The organism is Deminuibacter soli, from assembly GCF_003412455.1.
GTDB lineage: Bacteria > Bacteroidota > Bacteroidia > Chitinophagales > Chitinophagaceae > Deminuibacter > Deminuibacter soli.
Genome location: NZ_QTJU01000007.1, coordinates 141,233 through 163,347 on the forward strand (window position 1 = coordinate 141,233; position 22,115 = coordinate 163,347).

General features: G+C 47.1%; 25 protein-coding genes. 14 read left to right on the forward strand and 11 right to left on the reverse strand.

All coding sequences use genetic code 11. The annotated features are described in order from the left end of the window. The first annotated feature begins 101 nt into the window (after positions 1-101). The 5 genes from DXN05_RS17730 to DXN05_RS17750 all read left to right on the forward strand — a co-directional run bounded on the left by DXN05_RS17730 (position 102) and on the right by DXN05_RS17750 (position 5,665). On the forward strand, positions 102-956 hold the full coding sequence (locus tag DXN05_RS17730) for a phytanoyl-CoA dioxygenase family protein (RefSeq protein ID WP_116848616.1): 855 nt from the start codon (positions 102-104) through the stop codon (positions 954-956). Between the two features lie 64 nt (positions 957-1,020). After that, on the forward strand, positions 1,021-1,875 hold the full coding sequence (locus DXN05_RS17735) for a sugar phosphate isomerase/epimerase family protein (RefSeq protein WP_262511511.1): 855 nt from the start codon (positions 1,021-1,023) through the stop codon (positions 1,873-1,875). A 48-nt stretch (positions 1,876-1,923) separates the two neighbouring features. Continuing rightward, on the forward strand, positions 1,924-3,132 hold the full coding sequence (locus DXN05_RS17740) for a Gfo/Idh/MocA family protein (protein ID WP_116848618.1): 1,209 nt from the start codon (positions 1,924-1,926) through the stop codon (positions 3,130-3,132). Positions 3,133-3,134: 2 nt separating this feature from the next. Next, positions 3,135-4,850 (forward strand): GMC oxidoreductase, encoded by a 1,716-nt coding sequence (locus tag DXN05_RS17745; protein ID WP_116848619.1) that lies wholly within the window; start codon positions 3,135-3,137, stop codon positions 4,848-4,850. After that, positions 4,850-5,665 carry a sugar phosphate isomerase/epimerase family protein gene (locus DXN05_RS17750; protein WP_116848620.1) on the forward strand — a complete coding sequence of 272 codons (816 nt, stop codon included), beginning with the start codon at positions 4,850-4,852 and terminating at the stop codon, positions 5,663-5,665. The genes DXN05_RS17745 and DXN05_RS17750 overlap by 1 nt, the downstream gene beginning before the upstream one ends. Positions 5,666-5,865: 200 nt before the next feature. Here the strand turns inward: DXN05_RS17750 and DXN05_RS17755 are convergent, their stop codons facing one another. The 6 genes from DXN05_RS17755 to DXN05_RS17780 form a co-directional block, all read right to left on the reverse strand. Then, on the reverse strand, positions 5,866-6,156 hold the full coding sequence (locus DXN05_RS17755; RefSeq protein WP_147313971.1) for a hypothetical protein: 291 nt from the start codon (positions 6,154-6,156) through the stop codon (positions 5,866-5,868). Between the two features lie 74 nt (positions 6,157-6,230). After that, a complete protein-coding gene (locus tag DXN05_RS17760) occupies positions 6,231-6,671 on the reverse strand; it encodes an Hsp20/alpha crystallin family protein (protein ID WP_116848622.1) in 441 nt (146 codons plus the stop codon). 199 nt (positions 6,672-6,870) lie between these two features. Continuing rightward, a complete protein-coding gene (locus DXN05_RS17765; RefSeq protein ID WP_116848623.1) occupies positions 6,871-7,320 on the reverse strand; it encodes a hypothetical protein in 450 nt (149 codons plus the stop codon). A gap of 253 nt (positions 7,321-7,573) precedes the next feature. Next, entirely contained in the window at positions 7,574-8,137 is a 564-nt protein-coding gene (locus DXN05_RS17770; RefSeq protein ID WP_116848624.1) for a dual specificity protein phosphatase family protein, read from the reverse strand. Next, on the reverse strand, positions 8,124-9,017 hold the full coding sequence (locus tag DXN05_RS17775) for a diacylglycerol/lipid kinase family protein (RefSeq protein WP_116848625.1): 894 nt from the start codon (positions 9,015-9,017) through the stop codon (positions 8,124-8,126). Before DXN05_RS17775 ends, DXN05_RS17770 begins: the two co-directional genes overlap by 14 nt. A 58-nt stretch (positions 9,018-9,075) precedes the next feature. Further along, positions 9,076-10,062 carry an inorganic phosphate transporter gene (locus tag DXN05_RS17780; RefSeq protein ID WP_211330092.1) on the reverse strand — a complete coding sequence of 329 codons (987 nt, stop codon included), beginning with the start codon at positions 10,060-10,062 and terminating at the stop codon, positions 9,076-9,078. A 382-nt stretch (positions 10,063-10,444) separates the two neighbouring features. Here DXN05_RS17780 and DXN05_RS17790 point away from each other — a divergent pair, with 382 nt between their 5' ends. Together DXN05_RS17790 and DXN05_RS17795 are read left to right on the forward strand one after the other, a co-directional pair. Then, positions 10,445-11,023, forward strand: a complete 579-nt coding sequence (locus DXN05_RS17790) for a flavodoxin family protein (protein ID WP_116848628.1) — start codon at positions 10,445-10,447, stop codon at positions 11,021-11,023. Positions 11,024-11,047: 24 nt separating this feature from the next. Beyond that, the gene (locus DXN05_RS17795; protein WP_116848629.1) at positions 11,048-11,602 is read left to right on the forward strand and encodes a PPC domain-containing DNA-binding protein; all 555 of its coding nucleotides are present in this window, start codon (positions 11,048-11,050) and stop codon (positions 11,600-11,602) included. A 9-nt stretch (positions 11,603-11,611) separates the two neighbouring features. On the opposite strand, the gene DXN05_RS17800 is transcribed toward DXN05_RS17795, so the two are convergent. Then, on the reverse strand, positions 11,612-12,052 hold the full coding sequence (locus tag DXN05_RS17800) for a hypothetical protein (RefSeq protein ID WP_116848630.1): 441 nt from the start codon (positions 12,050-12,052) through the stop codon (positions 11,612-11,614). A 261-nt stretch (positions 12,053-12,313) separates the two neighbouring features. On the opposite strand from DXN05_RS17800, the gene DXN05_RS25275 reads away from it, so the two are divergent. Beyond that, positions 12,314-12,478, forward strand: coding sequence for a DUF892 family protein (locus DXN05_RS25275; protein ID WP_158559306.1), 165 nt, complete (start codon positions 12,314-12,316; stop codon positions 12,476-12,478). Further along, positions 12,459-13,385, forward strand: a complete 927-nt coding sequence (locus DXN05_RS17810) for an SDR family oxidoreductase (RefSeq protein ID WP_245975244.1) — start codon at positions 12,459-12,461, stop codon at positions 13,383-13,385. The genes DXN05_RS25275 and DXN05_RS17810 overlap by 20 nt, the downstream gene beginning before the upstream one ends. Positions 13,386-13,462: 77 nt before the next feature. Here DXN05_RS17810 and DXN05_RS17815 read toward each other — a convergent pair whose 3' ends face one another. The 3 genes from DXN05_RS17815 to DXN05_RS17825 form a co-directional block, all read right to left on the reverse strand. Further along, positions 13,463-13,825, reverse strand: coding sequence for a DUF6496 domain-containing protein (locus tag DXN05_RS17815; RefSeq protein ID WP_116848632.1), 363 nt, complete (start codon positions 13,823-13,825; stop codon positions 13,463-13,465). Between the two features lie 82 nt (positions 13,826-13,907). After that, entirely contained in the window at positions 13,908-15,176 is a 1,269-nt protein-coding gene (locus DXN05_RS17820) for an NRAMP family divalent metal transporter (RefSeq protein WP_116848633.1), read from the reverse strand. Then, positions 15,173-15,670, reverse strand: a complete 498-nt coding sequence (locus DXN05_RS17825) for a CinA family protein (RefSeq protein WP_116848634.1) — start codon at positions 15,668-15,670, stop codon at positions 15,173-15,175. The genes DXN05_RS17820 and DXN05_RS17825 overlap by 4 nt, the downstream gene beginning before the upstream one ends. A 93-nt stretch (positions 15,671-15,763) precedes the next feature. Between DXN05_RS17825 and DXN05_RS17830 the strand changes: the two genes are divergently transcribed. Together DXN05_RS17830 and DXN05_RS17835 are read left to right on the forward strand one after the other, a co-directional pair. Continuing rightward, on the forward strand, positions 15,764-16,255 hold the full coding sequence (locus DXN05_RS17830; RefSeq protein ID WP_116848635.1) for a DUF421 domain-containing protein: 492 nt from the start codon (positions 15,764-15,766) through the stop codon (positions 16,253-16,255). Between the two features lie 54 nt (positions 16,256-16,309). Further along, entirely contained in the window at positions 16,310-16,792 is a 483-nt protein-coding gene (locus DXN05_RS17835; protein ID WP_116848636.1) for an inorganic diphosphatase, read from the forward strand. A gap of 158 nt (positions 16,793-16,950) precedes the next feature. On the opposite strand, the gene DXN05_RS17840 is transcribed toward DXN05_RS17835, so the two are convergent. Further along, positions 16,951-18,258, reverse strand: coding sequence for a M28 family metallopeptidase (locus DXN05_RS17840; RefSeq protein WP_116848637.1), 1,308 nt, complete (start codon positions 18,256-18,258; stop codon positions 16,951-16,953). Between the two features lie 289 nt (positions 18,259-18,547). On the opposite strand from DXN05_RS17840, the gene DXN05_RS17845 reads away from it, so the two are divergent. The 3 genes from DXN05_RS17845 to DXN05_RS17855 all read left to right on the forward strand — a co-directional run bounded on the left by DXN05_RS17845 (position 18,548) and on the right by DXN05_RS17855 (position 21,831). Continuing rightward, positions 18,548-19,702: a DUF2252 domain-containing protein gene (locus tag DXN05_RS17845; RefSeq protein ID WP_262511512.1), complete on the forward strand. Its 1,155-nt coding sequence runs from the start codon at positions 18,548-18,550 to the stop codon at positions 19,700-19,702. A gap of 267 nt (positions 19,703-19,969) precedes the next feature. Beyond that, entirely contained in the window at positions 19,970-20,809 is an 840-nt protein-coding gene (locus DXN05_RS17850) for an alpha/beta hydrolase (protein ID WP_116848639.1), read from the forward strand. A 23-nt stretch (positions 20,810-20,832) separates the two neighbouring features. After that, the gene (locus tag DXN05_RS17855) at positions 20,833-21,831 is read left to right on the forward strand and encodes an amidohydrolase family protein (RefSeq protein ID WP_211330093.1); all 999 of its coding nucleotides are present in this window, start codon (positions 20,833-20,835) and stop codon (positions 21,829-21,831) included. The last annotated feature ends 284 nt before the right edge of the window (positions 21,832-22,115 follow it).

Consider the following 22,115-nt stretch of genomic DNA (forward strand, 5'->3'; position numbering starts at 1 on the left):
ACATTGGCTAACAAATGTTAGAAAAGTATCGGTTTTAATCACACCGGGTGTAGTGTATCAAACTACGCGCTGCTACCTTAGTGTACATAAAAATTAATGACATGTCCAGTATTACACTTACCCAGGAACAGGTCAGTCTGTACCATAAACAAGGGTATATTATTGTCAAATCATTTTGCACCAAGCCGGAAATAGAAAAGCTTTACACAACGGCTATCAACGATAATGCGATGCGCAACAATGCGTTGGATCTTAATGATCAAAGCGGTAAGAAAACAAAGTTGTCTTTGTGGTTCACGCCTGGCAATGATGTATTCGGTTACCTGACACGCAGTGAGAAGATGGTAGCCGCTGTGCAGCTATTACTTGGAAACGACGCGAAGGTTTGCCACTATCATTCCAAGCTGATGCAAAAAGAACCAAAAGTAGGTGGTGCCTGGGAATGGCACCAGGATTATGGTTACTGGTATAAAAACCAGTTTATGTTTCCTGATCAGCTGATCAGTGTAATGGTGGCCCTTACGCCCGCAAACAAAGAAAATGGATGCCTGCAAGTTATTAAAGATTCTCATAAAATAGGCCGCGTTAATCATGGCTTTGCCGGGGAACAGGTAGGCGCCGATATGCAAATGGTGAACAATGCTTTAAAGACGATGGAACTGGTTTATGCCGAGCTTGAACCGGGAGATGCATTGTTCTTTCATAGCAATTTGCTGCACCGTTCTGAAGCCAATCTATCAGACCATCCACGTTGGTCGATCATCTCCTGTTACAGCCTGCAGTCAAATCTGGCTTACAATGAAACGTCCACCGCCTGGAAAACACCGGTGGATGTAATACCCGATGAAGCCATTTTGCATTGGGATGCCGCCTCTTTATCGAATGCAGATTTTTTGAAAAAAGAAAACGACCCCGCTTTAAAAGAAACAGGCTGGGAACAAGAGGTCAATCAATAAGCCCATGAAAAAATTAAACAGAAGAAATTTCTTACAACAGACCGGGTACTTGACTGCCGGAGCCATGTTGGGCAGCGCGTTCGGGGCTGCTGCAGTTGCAGCCGGCAAAACACAAAAAGTCAAACTCAGTGGACACATATGGGCATACGCCAGCAAGTTTCCACCGAAATGGGATAGTACGCCGGTCATTGAGCAGGCTTTCGCGGACTTCCGGTTTGCGGGTTTGGACGGCATGGAACTTATGGAAGTTAATTTAAGGCATAACGATGCTGTCGCTCACCTGGGAAGCCTTGCTGAGCAATATAAAGTTCCTGTAACTGGTGCTTCCTATAACGGCAGTATGTGGGATAGCGAAAAGCATGCGGAGATTTTGGATGATGCAGCGCTCGTCATCAGCAGGTTGCAGCAACTGGGAGGAAAAACATTTGGTGTATCAGTGGGCGATGCCGGCCGCATTAAAACAGAAGCAGAGCTGGATGCGCAGGCACAGCTGTTAAACAAACTCATACCGCTATGTGATAAGCATGGTATTGTGTTGAACCTGCACAATCATACCTACGAAGTGAAAAATAGTTTGCACGATCTCAAAGGTACATTGTCCCGCATACCTGGTATCAAACTCGGCCCGGATCTGAACTGGCTGATCAGGGGCGGCGTTGACCCGGTATGGTTTATTCATACATATGGAAAACAAATGGTGTACATGCACCTGCGCGACCAGGATAAAAATGGCCGGTGGACGGAGACGGTAGGAAGTGGCGTGACCGATTTTAATAAAATAGCGGCGGCGCTGCGGGAACAAAATTTCAGCGGCCGCGCAGCGGTAGAGTTAGCATTTGACGATCCGCCATCACACCCCTTAAAAGATGACTGGAAAACAAGCGTTGACTTCATCAGGAAAACATTTAACTGGGCATAACAGCAACTTTTAGTACACACATTTTATAATAACTGTTAGTAAGAAAATATGAAAATTGCCATATTGGGTTCTGGATTTATTGCACGCTTTTACGCTGAATCACTTATTGCACAACGCCGGAAGGATATTATCACCATGGTGTATTCCAATAGCGAAGAAAGGGCAAAGGTGTTTGCTGGTGATTACAAGATTCCTCATGCCAGTAATGACCTCGATGCTGCAGTATCTCATCCGGAAGTAGAAGTTGTCATCATCGCGCTATCCAATCACCTTCATTTGCCTGCTGTTGAAGCATGTGCGAAAGCCGGCAAGCATGTATTGTGTACAAAGCCGCTGGGCCGCACGGCAAGCGAAGCAAAGAAAATGCTGGAGCTGGTGGAAAATGCCGGCATTATGGGCGGCTACCTGGAAGACCTGTGCTATACCCCGAAATTCATCAAGTCGGTAGCCAGTGTAAGAGCCGGTGCAATCGGTAAAGTGTTACTGGCAAAATCGCGTGAAGCGCATTCCGGACCGCATAGCAACTGGTTTTGGGATAAAGCATTGTCTGGCGGCGGGGCCATTGTTGACCTGGGCTGTCATTGTATAGAAATAGCCCGTAACTATATTGGCAAGCAACATCGCCCGGTCGCGGTACTGTGTTGGTCGGCCACCCAGGTACATCCTATTGACGCGGAAGACAACGCCATTGGTCTGGTTAAGTATGACAATGGGGCGATTGGTCATTTTGAAGTGAGTTGGTGTTTTAGAGGTGGAATGGATTTGCGGGATGAAGTGCAGGGTACAGACGGTACCATTTGGATCAATAACTTTTTACGTACCGGCTTCGAGATGTTTTCGCTCGGTAAAAGTGCGGCCTATGTGGCTGAGAAAGCAGAGACGAATAGCGGGTGGCTTTTCCCGGTAGGCGATGAGGTGCACGAGCTGGGATACAGCAACATGTTCACCGACATGTTTGAAGCAATAGAGCAGCGTCGCGACCCATCAGAAACATTCTACGATGGTTACATCGTAAATGCCGTTATTGATGCCGCTTATGCATCTGCCCAATCTGGTAAATGGGAACCGGTTGAGTTGGAAGTATGGCGAGGTAATACGGAAGGCGCCCAAACCGTTTCCCATGTTGAATTTGATGAGAACCATTACCTGATCAAAGAAGAAGTATTGCCATCAGGAGAGAAAGTTTCTATCCTGAAGAACAAACACACAAATGTGATCAGTAAAACCTCCCCAGAATATCAATACAACGCCGAATAGCTATGAATGATAGTGCATTTATCAACAGAAACGCGCAGGATACCGCTGGCAATACCTTCGATGCAATTGTAATTGGATCTGGTATTTCAGGCGGTTGGGCTGCAAAGGAACTGTGCGAAAAAGGCTTGAAAACATTGGTGCTGGAGCGTGGGCGAAATGTTGAACACATCAAAGATTACCCCACCGCCACGATGGCGCCATGGGAATTTCCGCATCGCGGCAAGTTGTCTGCAAAACTCTTTAACGACAATCCCATTGCGGCGCGTTGTTATGCGTTCAGGGAAGAAACACAGCACTTCTTTGTAAAAGATCACGAACATCCCTATATCCAAACCCAACCCTTTGACTGGATTCGCGGTTACCAGGTTGGTGGAAAGTCGCTACTGTGGGGCCGGTGGACGCAGCGCTGGAGTGATCTTGATTTTGAAGCGAACGCAAAAGATGGTATCGCCACCGACTGGCCTATCCGGTACAAGGATATTGCGCCATGGTATAGTTATGTCGAAAAGTTTGCTGGTATCAGCGGCAACCGTGATGGACTTCCACAAGTGCCGGACGGAGAATTTTTACCTCCGATGGAAATGACGGTGGTTGAAAAACACCTGAAAGCCAGTATTGAACACAATTTTCCCGGCAGAAACCTGATCATCTCCAGAACAGCCAATCTTTCCAAAGCATTGAACGGCAGAGGCCCTTGCCAATACAGGGACCTGTGTTTCAGGGGATGTCCATTTGGGGGGTATTTCAGCAGTAACGCTACCACTCTCCCTGCTGCAATGGCTACCGGCAACCTGACCATTCGCCCGTTTTCTGTTGCGCATTCGATTATCTATGACGAGCAAACGCAGAAGGCCAAAGGCGTGCGGGTGATTGATGCTGGTACGCTCAAAACAACTGAGTATTTTGCAAAGGTCATCTTCGTCAACGCTGGCACTTTAAACTCCACATTACTCTTGCTAAATTCTACCTCTTCAAGATTTCCCAATGGCATGGGTAATGACAGCGGCGCCCTGGGGCACTACCTGATGGATCATAACTACCGTGGCAGGATTTTTGGAGAACATGCGGGCTTTAAAGATACTTACTATTACGGTCGCCGGCCTACCGGCGTATACATACCCCGGTTCAGAAATCTAACGGATAAAAAAGAAGTTGATTTTTTAAGAGGATATGCCTTCGCCTGCAGCAGTCACCGGCCGCAGGGAAATGCATCAGGCAGCCCGCAGATTGGAAAAGCGTTTAAAGATAGTTTGACAGAACCGGGACCCTGGCAGATGAATATGACCGGCATGGGAGAATGCCTCCCCGAAGCAGGTAATAAGGTAAGCTTAAGCCAGGATAAAAAAGACCAGTGGGGCATGCCATTGCTCAACATTGATTGCAGTTTCCGGTCGAATGAAATAGTAATGCTGCGCGATATTTTGCAAACAGGCGCGGAAATGCTTGATCGCGCAGGTTTTAAAAACATTACCCAATTGGATTCACAGCAGGCGCCTGGCCTCGGCATCCATGAAATGGGCACTGCAAGGATGGGACGTGATCCGAAGACTTCCGTGCTAAACGGTCATAACCAGGTATGGGGCGCACCCAATGTTTTTGTTACCGACGGCGCATGCATGACATCCGGCGGTTGTCAAAACCCGTCCCTTACGTACATGGCCTTAACTGCACGTGCGGTGGACTATGCGGTAGAAGCACTTAAAAAGAGAAATTTATAATGAAGATCAAATTCTTTTGCCCCCGCTGGGGCGCTGAACATATTCCATGGGATCCTTTTTGTGCAATGGTTAAAGAAGCTGGCTTTGATGGCGTGGAAACGCCTATTCCTTTTGAGCAGGATGAAAAGGATATTATTACAACCGCGCTGCAGCGTCACAACCTGCTGTTAATTGGCCAGTTTTACCAATCATTTGAGCAGGATATCGCTGCTCATAAAGAAAGTTTCCAGGCACACCTGGAAAACCTTGCAGCTTTACACCCTGTCTTAATCGATTCACAAACCGGCAAGGATTATTACACGGCTGATCAAAACCGGGAATTATTCGAGCTGGCTACGAAAGTAACGAATGACACCGGCGTTATCATTGCTCATGAAACCCACCGGAATAAGGCCCTCTTCGCTGCACATATCGCAGCCCAATTGCTTATCGAAAACCCGGCTATCGTTATCACGGCTGATTTCTCCCACTGGTGTAATGTATCGGAGAGTTTATTGGAGCAGCAAGCAGCTGCAGTCGCGCTGGCGGTGAGCAGATCAGTTCACATACATGCGCGGGTGGGCCATGCAGAATCGGCACAGGTATCCGATCCGCGTGCCCCTGAATGGCAAACCGAACTTGCCGCCCATCTTCATTGGTGGGATCAGATTGTAGCCGGCCGGCTTAAACAAGGCGCGTCCCTGTTAACCATTACCCCGGAATTTGGCCCGGCTCCCTATATGCCGGCGCTTCCCTTTACGAAGATGCCGGTAGCCAACCAATGGGATATTAATGTGTACATGATGAATTTATTAAAGGAACGGTATGAAAGATAATATCCATAGCCGCAGCACATTGAATCATAAATAAGCTGATCAGTGACTTCTCATAAGATAATGTACGGGTTATTGAATGGGTCATTATCATCATCCCGTTTACCAAGGAAATTTTTCGTAAACCATTTTTTGGCCGGAATCCAGATTGATAGGTATAAATAATTAAATAGCAGGTGCTTCATACGCTCTCTTTTTACGATTTAAACACTTAGATTCATAATCCGGAACGTTTCTTTGATAATCTTCTTTGAGTTGTTAAGAAATTCAGTTAATGAGCAGCCCAGGCAGGCAATCATGGTATAACGCATTGCATGCTCCTTAATAAGTTCAATCCGCAAAGGGTAGTGCGCAACATCGACAAAATCACCTTCCAATTCGTGGAATAAATCAATCACATATATTTCATTTGCACCAAGGCTAAATCGCGCAATTTCAATAAACGCAGACTGTACTTTCATAGAAACCCTGATAAAGTATTTTTCTTCAGTCATGGCCATTGATTTAATAACGTGAATGCCAGTGATCAGGATAGAGCTTGCCCACTGGGCAAGCTCTATAAATTACCCTAATGGATTTCAATCATCCGTGGAGGCTTTTGTTTGGCTTCTTCTTTTTTGGGAATATGCAAACGCAGTACACCGTTTTCATAATGCGCTGTGATCTTAGTTTCGTCCATTACCTGTTTATGAAGTTCAAACTGGCGTTGGAACGATTGGTAGCTAAATTCTCGTCGGGTATAGTTGCCATTCTGCTGCTGCACGTTAGCCTCTTTTTCAGAGGCGATGGTTAGCACATCATCTTCCAGCGTAACACGAAAATCATTTTTCTCCATGCCTGGTGCGGCTACTTCTACTTCAAAGGCGTCGGATGTTTCTTTGATGTTAACGGCAGGAACGGTGGTGCTGGTGGTCGAAAAGTTATTGTTTCGCCAGTTAAAAAGTTCGTGGCTGAAAAAGTCATCGAACACCGCAGGGAATATGCTGCCATTGCGTTTAACGATAGACATAGAACATGCGTTTTAATAGTTAACAATAAAGTAGTATTTAAATATGGTTGATCAACCACATCACAAAAAATCAAACCTTGTACCAGGCAAAACAAAGCTGATTTTTTTTCAGTTTTCGCTGACAATTTTTCGCTGCACCGGTAGAGGTTCTCCGAATTATTGGCAGTCGCACCGCCGGTTTCATGCGTAAAAACGGGAGTTACTCTTTCTTAATCCAGGTAATTTTCGCCCCTGATTGGTCAATTAATTTATGTAAATTAACATTGGATACCCCATATCGCGGAGGTTGCTCAAACTGCTCCATTATCACGAAATCGGCCTCTTTCAGCAATGCATATATAGCCGCTTTTGCTGGTTTTTTTAACCGCCGGATTTCGAATCTGACCTTTTCTGTTAAACACATATCTTCTGCGAGTTTCATATTGTCTGCGATAATCTGGTCATTATCGTTCACAACATCAGAACGCTCGCTTTGGTTTTCAACCGCATTCATGTCACTGGGGAAAACATAACCAACGCCTTCCACATTTACGTCACTCAGGAAAAGCATTATTAAGGTGGAATCTGCGCCTTGGACCGATTTAATGGCAGTATTGATAACGTCAGGGGGGAAGCATGTACCGTTAAAAATAGCAAGCGTAGTAGGCATTTTTTTATTAAAGTTCAGCTGATTTTTCGGGAAATAAAAGCCTTTACAAAATGATAATCTTCAAGGATTAGGCGATAGGCGTTCTGTAAACACAAAATCACCTATCCGATCTAAATGTTTTGAAACCATCCTATAAAGCAATTGCATTGTACGGCTTAGCCGGCGACATGGCTGCTGTCTGTTAGGATGGCCGGGAAAAAATATCACCGCTACCAGGAGGCACTTCTGAAAAGTGTGAAGAAGCTGTAAAAGTTTATAACGGTTTTGATGTCACATTCTTCACCGTTGCATCATTCTCTTTCAACCAGGCTTCCAGTTCCTTCAAACGTTGAACCTGTGCGGGGCGTGGGTTAATGAACGTACGAACTTTTTTTACGAGCGCCAGGGCATCGTTGTAGGTGGCCCCCATTTTAAGCAGGTAAGCGATGGCCATGCTGGGTCCGCGCCCAAGCCCTTGCCGGCAGTGAATGTAAATTTTACCGCCATTGCTGATCTCCTGGTGGGCAAATGCTGCACCCTTTAGCAAATCCTGTAACGTAGGCGGTGTATTGTCTGCGGTAGGTAAATGCAGGTAATGAAAACCTTCATATTGTGCTTCTGTGTAAATGGAATGAATGCGCATATTAATGATGCCGGTAATTCCGATAGATTTTAGTTTGCTTAATCCCCGCAGGTTGTATTGCCCGCCCAGAAATAAATTGGGTGTTATTTGGCTGTGCTTAAGTGTCGGTATCCCTGCAATAAGTCTGTAAGCCTGATCCCAGAGCTTCTGGAAAAAGATGACCACTATTAACCAGATACTTTTAATTCGTCTCATCTGCATTGTTTTTGGGATAAGCAATGTGCAGTGACGCGGGAGCTATACTGATGTTTAGCTCACTGGCGCGTTGGGGTTGGTCGTCACACAAAAAATCTATAGGTGTGCTGCTGGTAATCTTTATGTGCTGCAGTTTTTGGTGGTGAAGCAGCGGTGATTCTTTCTGCAATAAAATGCTGCCTGAAACCTGCAACAACTTCAGTATGCTGCTTTCATCAAGCGAAACCAGGTCCAGCCATCCATCAGATACGCTGATGCCCGGCAGAAAGGACATGCCCTTCACGCCGATATTGCCGGCATTGGTTACGGTTAAACCTACTGCTGTTAATGCACTATTTTCTCCGTCCACGTTTACCTGGAAAGTGGTGCCCTGCTTCGGCATTTCCCGAAAAGCCGTTAATCCATAGGCCCATTGACCAAAGCGTTCTTTTGTCTCCGGGCTGGTTTCTGTAATCATATCTGCCAGTATGCCAATATTAACCCTGATCAGGAAAGGGCATCCATTAATGATACCCATATCAACAGCCTTGATCTCAAAATCACCGGATGCCAGCAAGACCAGTGCTTCTGCTGTGGTGGCAGGCATGCCGATTTCCTTTGCCATTACATTGGCTGTGCCACCGGGCAATATAAACAGTGGTGTAATGCTGTTATGTAACGCTTTTGCGGCTTCCATAACAGTGCCGTCACCACCATACACTGCAACCAGTTGCGTAGTGCCCTTAATGGCTGCTATGGCGCGTTGGAGGTGTTCGGGTGAAGTGGTGATACTGATGTCAAATGATGCAGGACTTTCGAGGAAAGCTTCCCGGATCAGGTCTGCAACCGGCTCCTCTGTTCCTGCCGAAGGATTGATGATAAAATGAATGTCTGTTGGCATAGTGGTTTACATAGTTTAGTCAACATTTGCGCCATGATTTAAGGGCGTAGGGCTTTATCTATACGAACTGGCTGATCCACTGAATGCCACAGGCCACGACAGCGGTAATGGGTATTGTAATGATCCATGAGGCAACCATATTGGTGGAGACACCCCAGCGCACTGCAGACAGGCGCTTTGTGATGCCTGCGCCCATAATTGCCCCTGCAATGGTGTGCGTGGTGCTTACAGGTATGCCCAGCGCACTGGTGCCGAAAAGGGTGATGGCACCGGCTGTTTCTGCAGAGAAGCCCTCAAAAGGTGTGAGATGGGTAATGCGGGAACCCATTGTTTTAACGATACGCCAGCCGCCCAGCAAGGTGCCTATTGCCATGGCACCGTGGCAGCTTAGTACCACCCAAAGCGGGATCGTTGCATTGGCAGGCAGCTGTTTGGTGCTGATTAATGCGACGAAAATGATACCCATGTTTTTTTGCGCATCATTTGTTCCATGCCCCAGGCTGTAGGCTGCGGCGGAAAACAGTTGCAGCCGCCTGAAAAGCTGGTGTGTTTTTGAAGGCCGGGAATTTTTTAAGAGATTCAGCAATGTGAAAGAGAAAATCATGGAAACAATCATCCCGATAAGTGGTGCAAGCACGATAAACGCGATGATTTTAAATACCTCGGAATAAATAACCGCATGCCATCCGGCGTGCGCAATGGCGGCCCCCACAAAGCCACCCATGAGCGTGTGGGATGAACTGGAGGGAATACCCAGCCGCCAGGTGACGAGGTTCCAGGCAATAGCAGCGACCAATCCGCTCAGAATTACCGGAAGGGTCACAAATTCAGTGCGCACAATGCCCTTCGCAATGGTATCTGCCACGTGCAAACCAAAAAACAAGTATGCAATAAAATTGAAGAAGGCTGCCCAAATCACTGCCTGTGCAGGCGTAAGCACACGTGTGGTAACAATTGTGGCGATGGCATTAGCCGCGTCATGAAACCCATTGATCACATCAAATGCCCACCCAAGGATAATAACCAGCAACAGTAAACCCATCATAGTCTCGTTTAAATAGCTAAAACTATGCAGGTCAACTTTGTTGCCATAAAAGCGGCGTTAGCAAAAAGATAATGCTGTGTTAACGTGCCGCAGCTGTTTCAGTAGGCCAAAGCAGCCCGGGGCCGCTGCCAGCTCGCCATTGGCACCGCCAAACTGTTCGGGTAGCAGGGTGGCAAAAGCCGGGGCTAATAAAAGCACTGTGGAAAAATGTAACAGCGAATATCCCCATCCAGGCTGAAAAGCCTGCCCGGTGCGAACCCCATGAGCAATCAGGAAGCGCCCCTTAAAATAACGACGCAACAGTGAATTGGCACATGAATGGTTACTCGATTTACTGCGGACGCGGTTGCACCAACGTCTGTTATCACATTAAACAAGCCATATGAAAGCAGTTATTCTACTGGGTACACTCAAAAAAAGCGGGCAATCCAATACGGAAATATTAACGGAGTTTTTCGTGAACAAGGCAAAAACGAAGGGCCTGGATTGTGAAGTGATCAAACTGGTAAACGAAAACATCCTGCCCGGCACGGCTATGGACATGGGGGCAGGTGATGCCTGGCCGGCCATCCTGCAAAAGCTGGAGCAGGCTTCCATTATCATTCTTGCCACACCGATCTGGTGGGGTACACACTCTTCTGAAATTCAAAAAGTGATCGAGCGCCTGGATGCCGTGCACGATGAGATCCTGGCCGGCAAAGAATCCCGGCTGGCGAATAAGGTCGGTGGCGTGATCATCACCGGTGATTCCGATGGCGCGGAGCATATCATCGGCAGTGTGGCCAATTTCTTCACCAGCATCGGCCTGGTGTTGCCTTCTTACACGTCGCTGTCAGTACTGTGGGAAGGCCAGAAAAAAGACGCCGCTACAACCAAAGAAGAATGCTTAAAAAAATACGAAGCGGACTACGCCTCCACCGCTGAAAAGATGGTGGCGCAGCTGGTAAAATATGCCAGCTAACAAACGCATGACTAAATCATCTTTATGAAAATACTATCCATGGCGGCACTGCTGCTGGGCCTTTGCACGCGCTTGTTTGCGCAAGATTACGTTTCGCCGGTAAAGCCTGCAGAAACCGGTAAATCACCGGGTGTAAAAGTAAAACTGTTAAGCACGGTGGGTGAAACAAAGACCTATGCGCTGATCTTTTCCACGGGCGATGAAGTGGTATCCGGGCTCACGGAGTTTGCCCAAAAGTATAACGTGAAGAGCGCGCATTATACGGCCATTGGCGATGCCACTTCTGCTAAGGTAGGCTGGTATGATAAGAGCCGGAAGATGTTTAAGGTGATCCCCATACCCGAGCCTTCGGAAGTTACTTCGCTGGTGGGTGATGTAGCCGTATTCGGCGGCAAGCCTGTAGCGCATTCGCATGTAAACGTGGCGACAGAGGATGGTCTTACACACGGCGGCCACCTGCTGCAGCTGATTGTAGGGCCTACGCTGGAGCTGATCATCACTGTAGAGCCAACACCGATGTATAAGGTATTGAACGAAGAATTTGGTGCAGGGGTGATAGATCCGACCAAAACGGAATAAATTTTTCGTTTATTCCTTGTCCTTCAGCACGCAGGCCACCGCCCCTGCTACAATGCCGCCCAGGGTATAAAGGCCAATGGTGAGTAGCTTTGTTTTGTCTGACTTCCCCGCAAAGGCAGGATTTAGGCCGAGTGGCTCCGGCAGCGCCACCGCACCCACACCTGCCGAAACACCTAGTGCAATGCCGGTTGTCACACTGGCCTTGGGCGCCAGTCCCACCAGGCTATAATACAACGTGTTGGCTATAATATCGCCTGCAAACGTGTAGCGGCGCAGGTTTACGCGGGAAGGCAGTGTAATGCCTGCCTTGGTAAGGCTGTGCTTCAGGGCTTGCTTGCCAAGCTTGTCCATGCGTGGGGCATCATCTACATTGTCTTTTAGTAATTGATGGGCAATGGTAAGTGCGGCAGCGCCGGCAAGGCCACTGGCCAGTGATTTGAGTAAATTCATGGAGATGGGTTTTATACCCGTTACTACAATCTAAATTCGGGCCAGCGGGGTATTTGCAGGCCATTATACTACTGGCATGCTTTTATAGCTTATATCAGTATAAAACCTATTAATAATGCCTGCTGTAACCCTGAAAAAGACCGCCGGCGAAACTGCATCACCCAAAAAAGTAACGGCAGCACGACACGCACCGCCAGATTAACCACCCGCAAACCCGCTTCGGCAAATGATTCTACGCCCGAAGGCGAAACAGAACCCGCGTTGCGTGAACGCTTCGTTGATGAAATAAAAGGCATTTGCCGGGCAGGAAAGAAACTGGTAAAAACGATCCCCAAACTCGCAAAGACAGCAATGTCTGAGGAATTAAAGAACGCTTTTTCCACACATCTGGAACAAACCCAGGGGCATGAAAGTAGAACAGTATGAAAGGAACAAGCGTAGCCGCATGTGCACACCATTTAAAACCTATTATATGGACCAGGCAACAATTGAAAAACAAGCCAAGACACAGGACCACCAACCAGGTACTGAGTTTGATATGACACCCAAACCGGAATACATCAAAGCAGGCTACAAGCCTTCCGGCAAACTGACCGGCAAGGTAGCGCTGATCACCGGTGGCGATAGCGGCATTGGCCGCGCGGTAGCCGTACACTATGCAAAAGAAGGCGCTGATGTGGCGATTGTATATTTTAACGAAGACCAGGACGCCGAAGAAACCAGGCAGGCTGTGGAGGCGGCGGGTAAACGCTGCTTGCTGCTACCAGGCGATGTAAAAGACAGTGGCTTTTGCCGGCAGGCCGTAGAACAGACCGTGGCTGAACTTGGTGGCTTAAACATTTTGGTCAATAACGCGGGTATGCAGATACCGCAAAAAGACCTGCGCAGCATCAGCGACCAGCAACTGGCAGAAACGTATGAGACCAACATCTTTGCGTACTTCTATTTTGCCAAAGCTGCGCTGGAGCACCTGCGGGAAGGTGATAGCATTATTAATACCACCTCTGTAACGGCTTACCGTTCTTCACCCGGGCTGATAGATTATTCATCTACAAAGGGCGCCATCACTTCATTTACCCGGTCACTGGCTACTAACCTGGCCAAGCAAAAGATCCGCGTAAACGCGGTAGCGCCGGGGCCGGTATGGACGCCGCTGATCGTTTCCACCTTTGATGAAGAGAAAGTAAAATCCTTTGGCAAAGAAACCGCGATGGAACGGGCAGGCCAGCCTTCAGAGCTGGCACCTGCCTATGTATTCCTGGCGTCAGATGACGCTTCGTTTATTACAGGCCAGGTGATACATGTGAACGGTGGAGAGGTCGTGAACGGATAAAATAAAACCCGCCTGCATAACAAGGCCGGTTGCGACAAACAACCGGCCTGTTGCTTATTTACCGATGTACGTCCGGCTTATTTTTTTGCAGCCGCTTTTTTACTGGTAGCCTTCTTTGCAGCCGCCTTTTTAGGCGCTGCTTTTTTATGGGCAGCCTTTTTGGCCGCCTTTTTCGGAGCAGCCTTCTTAGCGGCCGCTTTTTTCGGAGCTGCCTTTTTTGCCGCTGCTTTCCTGGTTGCTGCCTTTTTGGTTGCCGCCTTTTTCGCAGCTGCCTTCTTCGGTGCCTTTGCGCCTTCTTTGCGCGCTTCAGATAAACCAATGGCAATGGCTTGTTTGCGGCTGGTTACTTTTTTACCGCTGCCGCTTTTGAGCGAACCGGATTTTTTTTCATGCATTGCTTTTTCAACCTTTTCGCCTGCATGTTTAGAATACTTAGCCATAATAGGTGAATTTATAATTAGGAATCAGTAAGCCTTCAAAATGCCTGCAATCTGTATACCATAACAATCCGGGCTGTCCCCGTTATTTTCCTTTCACCTGGAAATAAATCAAAGTGACCGCGGCCGCTGTCATAACCACCAGCGTGGTAAAGCCCAGTATATTGCTGAGTGTTCCATTGGTATGCTTTTGCATGATCTTCGGGTTATTGCAGATATGCAGGATGACTGCAATCATCACCGGCGCCGTTACACCATAGAGGATGGCTGTGTACACGAGTGCCTTCATGGGGCTCAGGCCCACAAAGTTGATTGCCAGCCCAACACCGAGTGATAGGAGTATGATGGCATAAAAGCCTTTGGCCTCATAGTATTTTTTATCCAGGCCCTGGCTCCAGCCAAAGGTTTCACTGACGATGTAGGAGAGCGAACCCGCCAGAATCGGGATGGCGAGAAAGCCTGTGCCCAGCACACCCACCGCAAAGAGGGCATAGGACATTTTACCCGCCAGCGGCTCCAGTGCCTTGGCTGCTTGTTCTACGGTATCAATCTGCTTGATATGGCCATGCAGTACCACACCGGTGGTAAGAATGATAAAAAACATGACCAGGTTGGAAGCAAACATACCGGTATTCACATCCTGCTTCATATCGGAAAGCACACGGCGGCTTACCACGAGCTTACGCGGTTTGTGCTGCTGGTCTTCGGCCTCCATGGTGGTTTGCCAAAAAAACAGGTAAGGAGAGATCGTGGTGCCGAGGATGGCTACCAGTGTTTGAATAAAGTCTTTATCAAAATGAATGGTTGGTACAAACGTATTGCGCAAAACCGAACCCCAATCCGGTTTGATCAGGAAGGGTACTATGATATAGAGCAGCATACTAAGGCATAGCCATTTTAAGATGGAAGAGATCTTCTGGTAAGGAAACTGAACGATGGCAAACATGAGTAGCGCGGTGATCACAATACAAAACAGGTAGGCTGGAACCTTGGGCAGCAGAAGGTGGGAGACTGCGCCCATACCGGCAATGTCAGAGCCGATATTGAGCACCGTCGCCGGCACCGAGAACACCAACATGAGGTATAAGATAAACTTGGAGTAGTTGTGCTTTAAGGTATGGGTGAGCCCTTCGCAGGTGACCAGGCCAATGCGCGCGCACATACCCTGTATGGAGGCCATGAGGGGAAAGGTGATGAGCGCGGTCCAGAGCGTGGCTAGCCCAAACTGGGCCCCGGCCTGGGAATAGGTGGCAATGCCGGACGGATCATCATCACCTGCGCCGGTGACCAGGCCCGGGCCTAATATCTTAAAAAAATGCCGGAGACCTTTGTGTTGTGACTTATTGGTTTTCATATGGCGTTGTTTACTGCCTGCAGGCCCTGTAATAATTTATCGAGTACCTGGTCGGTATAAAACAGCTGTACTTGCAGGGCGTCTGTTTCCGTCGTATCAATCCTTCCCTTGCGCAGGATGGTAAGCCCCTGGCAAATGGCGTAATAGGCATATAGTTCGTTCACGCCTTTCTCCGGCATGGTAGCGGCATAGCCGGTAATGCCAATACCATAGGAAGCAGTGAAATTATGCGCTACCTGCAAGGCCATCTGGATGGCGACATTTTCAGAGACGCAATTGCAGGCTTCCGCCTCTATGGGTTCTATCATCAGGTGCCGGGCCTTTTGTCCCAAATTGTACACAGTTATCCCACCCTGGTAGAAAAGGGCTGCACCTTCCGCTTGCGAGAAAGCGGCCTGTAAATGCCCGGAAGTCACGCTTTCCGCCACAGCAATGGTTTGATGCGCATTAGTGAGATAGGTTTTGATCCTATTTATCTTATCCAAAGAATACATGCCATGCCTTTACCAATAAAGCCTCCTAAATCTGTACCAGCCTGATAGCTGGCAGTTTATTTGAGGTAAGAACCGGTAACATTAACCTGCGATATGAATTTATTTTATCAACTCTTTGGGGAGGGCAAAGACTTGAATGCCCTGCAAATGAGCATGCGCTGCCTGGTGGTGTTTTGTATGGCCCTGTTGCTGATTCGTGTGGCAGGCATCCGTGCTTTCGGCAAACGTTCCAGCTTTGACAATGTGGTCACGATTATGCTGGGCGCAGTATTGAGCCGCGCGGTGGTGGGGGCATCTGGTTTTGTGCCCACGGTGGCGGCTTCGCTGGTGATGGTGGTACTGCACCGGGTGATCGGCATGCTAACCTTACAGCCCTCTGCATTCAGCAGGCTGGTCAAAAGTGAACCTGCGCTGTTGTTCGAAGGTGGCCAGCCAGTAAAAGCCAATATGAAAAAGGTACAAATCAGCCTGCAGGATATGCAGGAGGCAGTACGCAAGCAGCTGCACCAGGATAGTTTTGACAAAGTGCAGAAAATTTATATAGAGCGGGATGGTACATTAAGTATCATCACTGATCACAGCTAACCCGTTGACATAACAACGACAGAAAATGATGACATCAACAAAAAATGAATATCTATGGAATACGTAGACGTAGTAATTGAAACACCTAAGTCCAGTGCCCAGAAATACGACTATGACCCGCTGACGCGGTTTTTCAGGATGAGCAAGATCCTGCCATCGGGTATGGTATTTCCCTACGACTTTGGCTTTATACCAGAAACAAAGGGGGAAGATGGCGACCCGCTGGATGTGATTGTAATTTCTGAGTTCAACAGTTTCCCGGGTGTGATTATCAAATGCCGGGTAGTGGGGGCCATCACCGGAGAGCAGTCTGCAGGCAAGAACAGTAAAAAGCTGATCCGCAATGATCGCTTTATCGCCATACCTAAATACTCCAACATTTTCCAAAATATAAAAGAGGTAGATGAGCTGCCAGGGCCTATTCTAAAGGACCTGGAAGCTTTTTTCGCGGATTACAATAAGCTGGAGGGGAAAGAATTTAAACCGGGCAGCAGGCTGGGTGCCAAGAAAGCGCTGGCGCTGATCCAGCAGGGATAAACAATAAAATGGTGTTGATAAAGAAGTTTGCCTGCAGGACTGACCAGGTATAAAAACCGCTTCCAAATGAAAGCGGTTATTTTTTACACGGGGTTTTCGATATGGCTACAACTGATGGAAAACGAACGTCAATATTTTTTCAATAACACGGTCAGGTTTTACTTATGTAAAGCACCAGCGTTAACCCGCGAAGGCTTGTCAATTCCCTGTACAATTGAAGTTGCGCTGATAGCAATGGCTTTAATAATTTCTGACATATTGGCCACATCCAAAGTGTTAAGTTCGTCACTTACCTTGTGATAATTGGGTTCATGATCCATTTTTGAGGTGGAAATAGTATGGGCCGGCACACCAAGACGAGCTAAAGTTGCATTATCAGAACGATAAAACAGTTGCTGATCTGGATAGGGGTCGGCATAGAAATTAAAATCACTGCCAGCCAGGTTTTTCTCCAATATTTTACCCATGTCGGTCTTGTCATAACCCGTAATATAGGCAGTATTCTTTCCCCATTTTGATTCTGTACCGATCATCTCAATATTAAGCATTGCGGTGACATCGTTGGGGCTGGCAAACTGGTTGGAGAAATATTGAGAACCATAACAACCCACTTCTTCTGCCGTAAATGCAACAAAAACCAGGGTGCGTTCATTGTTATGGAACGCTTTGAAATAACGTGCCAGCATGATTACCCCTGTAACGCCAGCTGCGTCGTCGTTAGCACCATTATAAATCGAATCGCCATTTTCAGGTTTATCAGCGATGCCCAAATGATCGTAGTGGCCTGAAAATATAACATATTCATTTTTTTTCACCGTACCCGGAATAATGCCTACTACGTTTGTTAATACCGGTTCAGTAATTGTTTGTTTAATATGGATAGTAAACTTTTCAGGCAACTGCTGGGCCAGTACCAATACGGAAGAGTGGTTGTTGCCATTTTTAAAACGCAGACTACCAAACCGCCGGATTCTGGGGAAAATCCCGGCGAGCGAAGAATCAACTAGTATCAATGTATTTTTAGTTATAAGAGAAATACTATCGATAAAGCCACGCAGTTCAGCATATGATTTAAGTTTCTTAATCGCGTAGCCCGATTTTTCGGTAAGGTCAATTTCTGGCCGGCCGCTGAAGGCTATTACTTTGTCTGCATCAAGTGAGCCATCTCCCCAAACAATTTTTACCCCGGCAGGCTTTGCATTGAGCATAGAAAAACGTTGAAGATAGCTGCTATCGCCATATAAGGATTTCAGTCCGGCCCTTTTAAATTCCCCTGCAATAAATGTAGCGGCCTTTTCACCTCCAGGCGTTCCGGGCTTACGTCCCTGCATATCGTCAGCTGAGAGTGCGCGTTCAATTTTTTCAACCGCGTCGGTGTTGATAATCTGGTTAATATTTTGCGCGTAGGAACTGCATGGGTTGGCAGCTGCTAATAACACAACACCGAAAATTAAAACTTTCATCATATTGTCTGCTTAATATTTAATATGTCCAAGTCGCCGGCTTATGCAGCTTATGCGATGAACAGGGCAAAGTTGGTTTTAAGTTGCGCACCATATATGTACATATCACATATTAACTGACATTTTTCATCGAAGCTGTCAGCGTCTGGCATTGTGGGTAAAAAAATCCAATATTTCCTGCGGCATAATTCAAGGCCGGCCAAACTGTGGAACGGAACGATTTTAGCCGCTTTAAGGTATGACTGATCTTATACAACGATTAAAAAAATTCAACGGGCCGTTATTGCCTGACATGGTGCAATTAAAGTATGAGGCAATGGCCCAATCCCCATTTCGCTTTTTACGCGGCACCTGCCATTTATTTTATGAAGACCTGGCTAATAGCAGCCCGCTGCCGCTGGCACCGCTTACCTGGGTTTGTGGTGATTTGCACATGGAAAACTTCGGTAGCTACAAAGGGGATAATAAGCTGGTATACTTTGACCTTAACGACTTTGATGAAAGCGTGCTGGCACCGGCTACCTGGGAGGTTGTACGCATGGTAACCAGCATTTTTGTAGCCTTTGATACCCTCAACATTGAGCCGGTTAAGGCGGAAAACATGGCGCAGTTATATGTGCGGTCTTATGCCCAAACGCTGGCGCACGGCAAGGCCATAAGCCTGGATCCGAGAACGGCTGACGGCATTGTATGCGATTTTTTAACCCGTGCTGCCAAACGTACAGTAAGAGATGTTATCCGCAAACGTACCGTCAAAAAAAAGAAAAGGTTATTGTTATCGCTTGCCGATGAAAGGCATTTTAAACTGGACAAACAGTTGCGTAAAAAGTTAAAGGATCACATCAATGAATGGATTAAAACCAGCAATGAAGGGCCATATAACTTCGAAGTAATAGGCAGCGTGTTCCGCCTGGCAGGTACCGGCAGCATCGGGGTAAAGCGCTATCTGTTACTACTCAAGAGTACCAATACAAAAAGCCGCTATCTTTTCCTGGATATGAAACAAGCCAGGCCATCGTGCGTTCAACCGAATGTGCCTGTTCAGCAGCTGCAATGGGAAACAGAGGCGGCTCGCATAATCGCGGTGCAACAACGTATGCAAAATGTATGCGCATCCCTGCTAAGCACCACAACATTTGAAGGTGAATCTTACGTACTGCAGGAGCTGCAGCCTGTAAAGGATACCATTGAAGTCAAATTGCTGAGAGAAAATTACCGTGATATGTATGTTGTTATTGATAACATGGGCATGCTTACCGCGTCTGCGCAATTACGCAGCGGCGGAATACAGGGCTCTTCGATTATCGATGATCTGATGGCTTTTGGTAAAACGGAAGGTTGGCAGGATGCTATAGTCAGTTATGCCCGCAACTATGCATCACGCATAAAGGATATGTACAACGAATACCTGCGTGCTTACAGGGAAGGGGCTTTCGTATCTGCCTGATGACTACGCTAAATGCCGTTTGGCAACTCCCTGGGACTATTTTACAAGGAAGAGCGGCCAATAGCCATATCCGGACCGGCATATCCACTAACAAAAAAATGAACCAATTGCAAAATAAATTGTCGTTAATACAAAGCGCTTGCAAGTGCGAAATGTGCCTTGTAAAGCAAAAAATAGCAGTTGTGCCATAACAAAGGCAAGAGACCAGACATTGTTATTCAAATAACGAATACTGGAACAAGCATCAATTCTTAAGAAATATATAATATGGATACACAAGCAATGACCTATGATAGCAATGGGTACCTGATAGTCCCTGATGCTAGTCTGTATTACGAAGTGAAAGGACAGGGCCCTACACTGATTCTTATACCGGGAGCAAATGGTGACGCCGTGATATTTGCCCCCATCCGTGCATTTCTCAGCAAAAATTTCCGGGTGGTAACTTACGATCGCCGGGGATTTTCGCACAGCACGCTCAATGACGGTTACGATTTCAAGGATCGCCTTTCAGATGATGCCGATGATGTTGCCGCGCTTATTGCCCATCTATCAGATGACGGGAAAGCCTATGTTTTGGGAAGCAGTTCCGGCGCTATTGTTGCGCTGAAAACGCTGCTTACACATGCTGACAAAATAGAACTGCTGGTATCGCACGAGCCTCCCGCTATCGAGCTTTTCGGGAACAAGGGAAATTGGGGCGACTTCTTCCGACAGGTTCATAAAACCTACGAGACGGAAGGAATGAAGGCTGCCATGATCGAATTTGTAAGTGGTAACATTGACGAGAAGGACGCTGCGGCCATGCAAAATAAGGATCTCGACCCCAACAGCCAGGCGGCGAAAAATTCCAAATACTGGTTCGACCACGAGCTGCCGGTATATCCTTATACAAAGTGGACAACGACCGATTTTAAACCATACAAGAATAAATTATTGCTGGCCAACGGACTGGATTCTGAAAGCTATTTTACCACTTTCGCAAATTTGAATCTTAGTAAGGATCTTGGCCTTAGTATCCTTTCGGTTCCCGGCGGACACCTGGGTTATGCCTTTGACCCGCAACCGTTCTCAGAAATCCTCACCAGCGCCTTGCTAAATAAATAAGCTTGCCAATAAACACGGAACAAATGAAAATAATAACATTTGAAGAGCATGCCAGTGACAAAGCAATCGCTGCTGCCAGTGCCAGGTATATCGGGGAAACATTTCCCAATATAAAGCACATGAACGCGCCAGGAATGACGGCCGTGCCCAAGTTGGGTGCGCTTGACGACCTGGGAGAACGGCGCCTTGCGGATATGGATGCAAATGGCATAACCATGCAAATTATATCCTATTCCAACCAGCCACAGCTGCTGCCGGGCAAGGAGGCAATTCCACTTACACAAGATGCCAATGATCGGTTGGCTGCTGCCATAAAAGCGTATCCTGACCGTTTTGGAGCCTTTGCAACGCTTCCCTGGTCTGCTCCGGAAGCAGCGGCGGATGAATTGGAACGCGCCATTACCGGTTTAGGCCTTAATGGAGCACTCATCACAGGTCGTCCATCTGCAGAGGCCATTTTTCTGGATGATAAGCGCTACTGGCCAGTGTTGGAAACGGCCGCCCGGCTGAATGTACCAATATACATACATCCGGGATTTCCTGGTTTAAATATTCAAAAAGACTATTATTCCGGCTTTAGTCCCCTCGTGGAAACTGCCTTTTCCTTATACGGTTGGGGATGGCATGCGGAAGCCGGCATCCAGGTGATTCGTATGATATTATCCGGGATTTTCGATAAATATCCCAACCTGCAGCTTATCGCGGGACATTGGGGTGAAATGGTTCCTTTCTTTTTGGAAAGGCTTGATATGAGTATGCCTAAGAGCCTTACCAAATTAGAGAAAAATATTTCTGAATATTTTAGGGCGCATGTGTATGTTACCCCGAGCGGCATGTTTTCTTACCCGCAATTAAAGTATGTTATGGATACTATAGGAATTGAAAGGATTCTTTATTCGGTGGATTATCCATACATCGAGGACAATGGTAAGGCCGTTGCATTTCTGAAGAATGCACCCATCAGCCAGGATGAAAAAGAGATGATCGCGTATAAAACGGCAGAACGATTACTGAAGCAATAACAGTAATGTAACCATTTATGGAATGTATCTGTCTTATTGATGGTAGAATCTATTAGCGATGCTTTCTTTGCGGTACGGTCAACTGAAAACGTTGCAATGCCGTCGCCGGTAATATTGAAAACAAGTGAATCGGTCAACAACAGGTTATGTTTTTGTTCATCTTCCACTTCTGCCTGATAAACGAGAAGTGTTGAATGTTCCTCTTTTACTCGTTTTAGAATGGAGTAGGATTTAAGTGTATGATGTTTTGCCTCTTCATTTGTTCTTACAAATTCCTCTTCCTT

What these genes read in the sequence shown, in the direction of transcription:
- DXN05_RS17755 (WP_147313971.1), bottom strand. Translation starts at nt 6,156, where the DNA reads ATGACTGAAGAAAAATACTTTATCAGGGTTTCTATGAAAGTACAGTCT.
- DXN05_RS17835 (WP_116848636.1), top strand. Translation starts at nt 16,310, where the DNA reads ATGGAATACGTAGACGTAGTAATTGAAACACCTAAGTCCAGTGCCCAG.
- DXN05_RS17815 (WP_116848632.1), bottom strand. Translation starts at nt 13,825, where the DNA reads ATGGCTAAGTATTCTAAACATGCAGGCGAAAAGGTTGAAAAAGCAATG.
- DXN05_RS17800 (WP_116848630.1), bottom strand. Translation starts at nt 12,052, where the DNA reads ATGAATTTACTCAAATCACTGGCCAGTGGCCTTGCCGGCGCTGCCGCA.
- DXN05_RS17845 (WP_262511512.1), top strand. Translation starts at nt 18,548, where the DNA reads ATGGTGCAATTAAAGTATGAGGCAATGGCCCAATCCCCATTTCGCTTT.
- DXN05_RS17840 (WP_116848637.1), bottom strand. Translation starts at nt 18,258, where the DNA reads ATGATGAAAGTTTTAATTTTCGGTGTTGTGTTATTAGCAGCTGCCAAC.
- DXN05_RS17770 (WP_116848624.1), bottom strand. Translation starts at nt 8,137, where the DNA reads ATGAGACGAATTAAAAGTATCTGGTTAATAGTGGTCATCTTTTTCCAG.
- DXN05_RS17745 (WP_116848619.1), top strand. Translation starts at nt 3,135, where the DNA reads ATGAATGATAGTGCATTTATCAACAGAAACGCGCAGGATACCGCTGGC.
- DXN05_RS17765 (WP_116848623.1), bottom strand. Translation starts at nt 7,320, where the DNA reads ATGCCTACTACGCTTGCTATTTTTAACGGTACATGCTTCCCCCCTGAC.
- DXN05_RS17760 (WP_116848622.1), bottom strand. Translation starts at nt 6,671, where the DNA reads ATGTCTATCGTTAAACGCAATGGCAGCATATTCCCTGCGGTGTTCGAT.
- DXN05_RS17795 (WP_116848629.1), top strand. Translation starts at nt 11,048, where the DNA reads ATGAAAATACTATCCATGGCGGCACTGCTGCTGGGCCTTTGCACGCGC.
- DXN05_RS17730 (WP_116848616.1), top strand. Translation starts at nt 102, where the DNA reads ATGTCCAGTATTACACTTACCCAGGAACAGGTCAGTCTGTACCATAAA.
- DXN05_RS17780 (WP_211330092.1), bottom strand. Translation starts at nt 10,062, where the DNA reads ATGATGGGTTTACTGTTGCTGGTTATTATCCTTGGGTGGGCATTTGAT.
- DXN05_RS17740 (WP_116848618.1), top strand. Translation starts at nt 1,924, where the DNA reads ATGAAAATTGCCATATTGGGTTCTGGATTTATTGCACGCTTTTACGCT.
- DXN05_RS17820 (WP_116848633.1), bottom strand. Translation starts at nt 15,176, where the DNA reads ATGAAAACCAATAAGTCACAACACAAAGGTCTCCGGCATTTTTTTAAG.
- DXN05_RS17735 (WP_262511511.1), top strand. Translation starts at nt 1,021, where the DNA reads ATGTTGGGCAGCGCGTTCGGGGCTGCTGCAGTTGCAGCCGGCAAAACA.
- DXN05_RS17750 (WP_116848620.1), top strand. Translation starts at nt 4,850, where the DNA reads ATGAAGATCAAATTCTTTTGCCCCCGCTGGGGCGCTGAACATATTCCA.
- DXN05_RS17850 (WP_116848639.1), top strand. Translation starts at nt 19,970, where the DNA reads ATGGATACACAAGCAATGACCTATGATAGCAATGGGTACCTGATAGTC.
- DXN05_RS17790 (WP_116848628.1), top strand. Translation starts at nt 10,445, where the DNA reads ATGAAAGCAGTTATTCTACTGGGTACACTCAAAAAAAGCGGGCAATCC.
- DXN05_RS17775 (WP_116848625.1), bottom strand. Translation starts at nt 9,017, where the DNA reads ATGCCAACAGACATTCATTTTATCATCAATCCTTCGGCAGGAACAGAG.
- DXN05_RS17855 (WP_211330093.1), top strand. Translation starts at nt 20,833, where the DNA reads ATGAAAATAATAACATTTGAAGAGCATGCCAGTGACAAAGCAATCGCT.
- DXN05_RS17810 (WP_245975244.1), top strand. Translation starts at nt 12,459, where the DNA reads ATGAAAGTAGAACAGTATGAAAGGAACAAGCGTAGCCGCATGTGCACA.
- DXN05_RS17830 (WP_116848635.1), top strand. Translation starts at nt 15,764, where the DNA reads ATGAATTTATTTTATCAACTCTTTGGGGAGGGCAAAGACTTGAATGCC.
- DXN05_RS17825 (WP_116848634.1), bottom strand. Translation starts at nt 15,670, where the DNA reads ATGTATTCTTTGGATAAGATAAATAGGATCAAAACCTATCTCACTAAT.